This window comes from Henriciella sp. (assembly GCF_049649345.1).
Classification (GTDB): domain Bacteria; phylum Pseudomonadota; class Alphaproteobacteria; order Caulobacterales; family Hyphomonadaceae; genus Henriciella.
The window spans coordinates 1-4080 of the sequence record NZ_JBARZC010000568.1 but is presented as its reverse complement, the minus strand read 5'-3'; the positions used below and the strand labels follow the sequence as shown (position 1 = coordinate 4080).

The 4080-nt window shown below is 62.7% G+C and carries 4 protein-coding genes and 1 pseudogene; all 5 read right to left on the bottom strand.

Annotated elements, in window-relative coordinates; genetic code table 11:
* Nucleotides 1–952, bottom strand: a pseudogene (locus WA989_RS15750) (hypothetical protein); the annotation flags it as partial.
* Complete coding sequence (bchI, locus tag WA989_RS15745; protein WP_424341431.1) at nt 949–1977, bottom strand: magnesium chelatase ATPase subunit I; 1029 nt, start codon at nt 1975–1977, stop codon at nt 949–951. The gene bchI and the pseudogene WA989_RS15750, both read right to left, overlap by 4 nt.
* A 99-nt stretch (nt 1978–2076) precedes the next feature.
* A complete protein-coding gene (locus tag WA989_RS15740; protein WP_424341430.1) occupies nt 2077–2790 on the bottom strand; it encodes a c-type cytochrome in 714 nt (237 codons plus the stop codon).
* 61 nt (nt 2791–2851) lie between these two features.
* On the bottom strand, nt 2852–3463 hold the full coding sequence (idi, locus tag WA989_RS15735) for an isopentenyl-diphosphate Delta-isomerase (protein ID WP_424341429.1): 612 nt from the start codon (nt 3461–3463) through the stop codon (nt 2852–2854).
* Between the two features lie 62 nt (nt 3464–3525).
* On the bottom strand, nt 3526–4080 hold a 555-nt coding region (locus tag WA989_RS15730; RefSeq protein WP_424341428.1), incomplete at its 5' end, for an aldehyde dehydrogenase family protein.

Here is a 4080-nt window from a genome sequence, read left to right as displayed (position 1 = left end):
GCCCGGAGACGCCCGCCCTGCCCCGGCTGGTCGCTCTTGTCTTGGGCGCCATCATCTCGACGGGGGCCGATTCGATGGCCTCGATGATTTGCGATTCAAGCGGCTGGGGCGTTTCCGACACACCGTCCTGCTCCTCGCCTGAGGAGGCCTCATCCGATTGGCCATCCTGCTGGCCCGTCTCCGGCTGGCGCATGTCCTCGGGTTCAGGCATGGGCTGCCCGCGTCCCGGCAGGGTAAGCTGGCAGGCGAGCATGATGTCGTCCCGGGTTACGCTGGTCCGCCGCTCAAGCGCAGCAATCGCGCGCGCGCCATGCATGCAGAATACTGGCACCTGAAGCGAGCTGACGCCCATGCCGAGGCAGGCGGCCGCAACGGCGGAGAGATCCTCATCCACCATCTCGACCTTAGAGAGATCCGTCCGGATGCGGTCTATGTCGGCGGCGGTATAGCTGGCGGCCCCAATGCCCGTAAAGCGCAAGCCATTCAGGTCCGCGCGAAAGGCCAGCCGCTCGGCGAGGATGGGCGAAACCGCATCGCCGGCCTCGCGGCTCTCATCGATGCAGATCAGGGCGGTTTGCCGGGAGCGCTCGCCACTGGCCGGATCGAGCTCTGCTGCGAGGAGCGCGGCGACCGCCTCCTGCAGGCGCTCTGCCCCGTTGACGATCATCGCCCGGCCGGCAGCGTCCTCCAGCAGGCCCGGCTGATAGATGGCCCGGCCTTCGGCGAGTGAGCGCGACACGCTGAGCGAGGCATGCAGCCGGTCCGGCGAAACCGAAGCTGGAACGACCATCGGGGCGGTCTCCGACGGGCACTGCGCCCGCACCTCATCGAGCCACGCCTCAAGCACTGGGCCTGCACCTGCCTTGACGATGAGGCCGCCGAAAAGATCAGGGCGCGCCAGGCAGAGCGCGGCCGCCAGCAGCGCCCGGTCCCAGGCGCCCTCCGCGCTCATGAAACGAGAATTTCGCCGACAGCCCGCTCGACACGCGCCACGGCTTTTGTTTCGTCCAGGGGGTCCTTCCTCAGCCGGTGCGTCAGCGCCAGAGGCGCGGCGCGGCGAAGATCTTCCAGCGTGACCTCTCCCCTGCCCGACAGCGCGGCAAAGCCTGTCGCCGCCCGGATGAGCGAGAGTTCCCCGCGCAAGCCATCAGACCCGAGCGCCAGGCAAAGTTCGGCGCATTTCTCCAGCATCTCGTCGCTTGTTTCCACGCTGGACAGGTTCTCGCGGCCTGTGACGATGCGCTTGCGCAGCGCCGCATCCTTGCGGCTCCACGTCTTGGCGAACCCTTCCCGGTCATCATCGAAGGCGCGGCGCCGCTTTATGATTTCGACCCGGGCCGCCACGTCGCGCGGCGTGGTCACTTCGACGAACAGGCCGAACCGGTCGAGCAATTGCGGGCGCAATTCGCCCTCTTCCGGATTGCCGCTGCCGATCAGGACAAATTGTGCAGCGTGCGAGAGGCTGAGGCCCTCGCGTTCGATCCGGTTCACGCCGGAGGCGGCGGCATCGAGCAGAATATCGACCAGATGGTCGTCGAGCAGATTGACCTCGTCGACATAGAGAAAACCGCGATGTGCAGCAGCCAGCAGGCCCGCCTCGAAGACAATCTCTCCGCTGCCGAGCGCCCGCTCCAGATCGATTGCGCCGAGCACCCTGTCCTCGGTCGCGCCGAGCGGCAGGTCGATCACGGGCGGGGAGACCTTTTTCGTTGTCAGCTTGCCGGCCTTGCTCAGCGCCTGGCAGCTCGGGCAAAAGGCCGCCGGCTTGTCGCCATCGCAGCGAAACTGGCAATCCTTGACGACGCTCTGCTGCGGAAGCAGCGCGGCCAGCGAGCGGATCATGGTCGTCTTGCCCGTTCCCCGATCGCCAAAGGCAAGCACGCCGCCGAGGCTCGGGTCGATCGCGGAAATCAGCAATGCGTCTTTTAAGGAGTCCTGTCCAACGATGGCCGAGAATGGAAATGCAGTGTCAGGCAAGAAGGACCCCTGTAAACGTCAACTAAGACTCACATGATCAAAAAAGCCGCCGAGTTGCAACTCGGCGGCCTTCTTTCATTTCGATTTTATCGAAAACGCTTATTCAGCGTTTTCCTTCAGATAGGCGATCACATCAGCCCGATCCTGCGCCTTTGGCAGGCCTGGGAAGGCCATGATCGTGCCTGGGATGAAGGCCTGCGGCGCTTCAAGATAGGCAAACATGGTCGGCTCGGTCCAGGTGATGCCGGAATTGGCGTTGGCGTCAGAATAGTTGAAGCCTGGAATGGAGCCAGCCTCGCGGCCAACAATGCCATAGAGCGACGGGCCGGCCATGTTGCGGCCTTCCTCAGCCGAGTGGCAGGCCATGCACTGGGTGAAGACCCGGCGGCCATTCTGGGCATTGCCCGTCAGCGCTTCATACTCAGCCACCGTTTCTGCGGAGACGCGCGGATGCGCGCCGGCATCTGCCGAGGCGTCTGTAACCTCATCCATCTCGGCGTCCATGTCGTTGGCCGCTTCGTCCATTTCGGCGTCCATATCATCGGCCGCTTCGTCCATTTCAGCGTCCATATCGTCCGCCGCATCATCCATGGCGTCTGCCGTATCGTCGGCCATGTCTTCCATGCCCTCGCCGGCCTCATCTGCCGCCGCTTCGATATCCTCGCCAGCCTCGTCAAGCTCGTCGTCGACATCTGACGCCGTTGTCGTGTCGTCTACAGGTTCACCCGGCTCCGACCCGCCGCAGGCCACGACCATCAATGACAGGGCCGATGCGGCGACGGTGAATTTCAATCCATTCCCGATAAGTTTCATACGTTAGTACCTCCGAATAATGTGGCTTTGCCCATCGGAAATTAGACCGATTGGCGGTGGGTCAAACGAATTTCCTAATAAAGTCCGTTTCATTCTTATGCTTGTCAATCGCATGCGATTGATCTGTGAGTCTGTGGCGGATGTCGAGCAGCGCCTCGAAATGATGTTCGAGATAGTGGCGAAGCCAGGCTGTCTGATGGCTGACCGGAATCGCGGATCCTGCTTTAAGCTCTGCTAATTCGACGAAATCGACGGCGCTCGCCTCAGCCGCATTCGGTGCTGGTTCCGACCCGGCAATTCCATAGAAAATATGGACCAGTTCATTCTCGATCATTTCGCCATCAAGCTCGGCGCGATAGCGCGAAATAAATCCGGGTGTCAGCTCGGCGCTCATGCCGAGTTCCTCGCCGAGCCGCCGTTTTGCCGCCCTGGCAATGGGCTCGTCCGGCCTTGGATGCCCGCAACATGTGTTCGCCCATTTGCCGCCGGAATGATATTTCTGGGGCGCGCGCTTCTGGATCAGCGTGCGGCCGCGCCGGTCAAACAGGAATATGGAAAAGGCCCGGTGCAACTCGCCCCGCCGGTGGGTATCGAGTTTCGGGGCGGTGCCGAGTTCGGTGTCACCCTCGTCGACAAGCACAACCCGCTCTGAAGTATCAGACGAGACAGTCATTCCATACCGCTATACAGCGCCAGCTGTCCTTTGTCATTAACGCTTTGGTCCCGCCTGCTTGATCAGGATTTCGCCGGACCGACCCAGACCTGCTGCGCATTGACGAATTCCTTGATGCCATGCGGTCCAAGCTCGCGCCCCAGACCTGAGGATTTCGTGCCGCCGCTCGGCAGGCGCGGATCGGTTTTCACGATGCCGTTGACGCTGACCTGCCCGGTATCGAGCTGGGACGCCAGCGCTTCGCCGCGCCCGGCCTCGGTCCAGATGCTCGCGGCGAGGCCATACTCGGTATCATTCGCCATGCTCATGGCATGGGCCTCATCGCTGGCGCGAATCATCACGCCGACCGGGCCGAACGTCTCCTCGGTGAACGCCGCCATGCCGGGTTTGACGCCCGCCAGCAGCGTGACGGGATAGAAGAAGCCATCGCCTTCAGGCATCTCACCGCCCAGCAGGCAGGTCCCGCCATGCTCGATGGTCGATTTGATCTGCCGGTGCAGCTCCTCGCGTAGGTCAGCGCGCGCAATCGGGCCGACATCGGTGTCTTCGCTGGTCGGATCGCCAACCTTCAGTTTCGACATTTGGTCCTTCATCAGCTCGGTCATCTCGTCATAGAC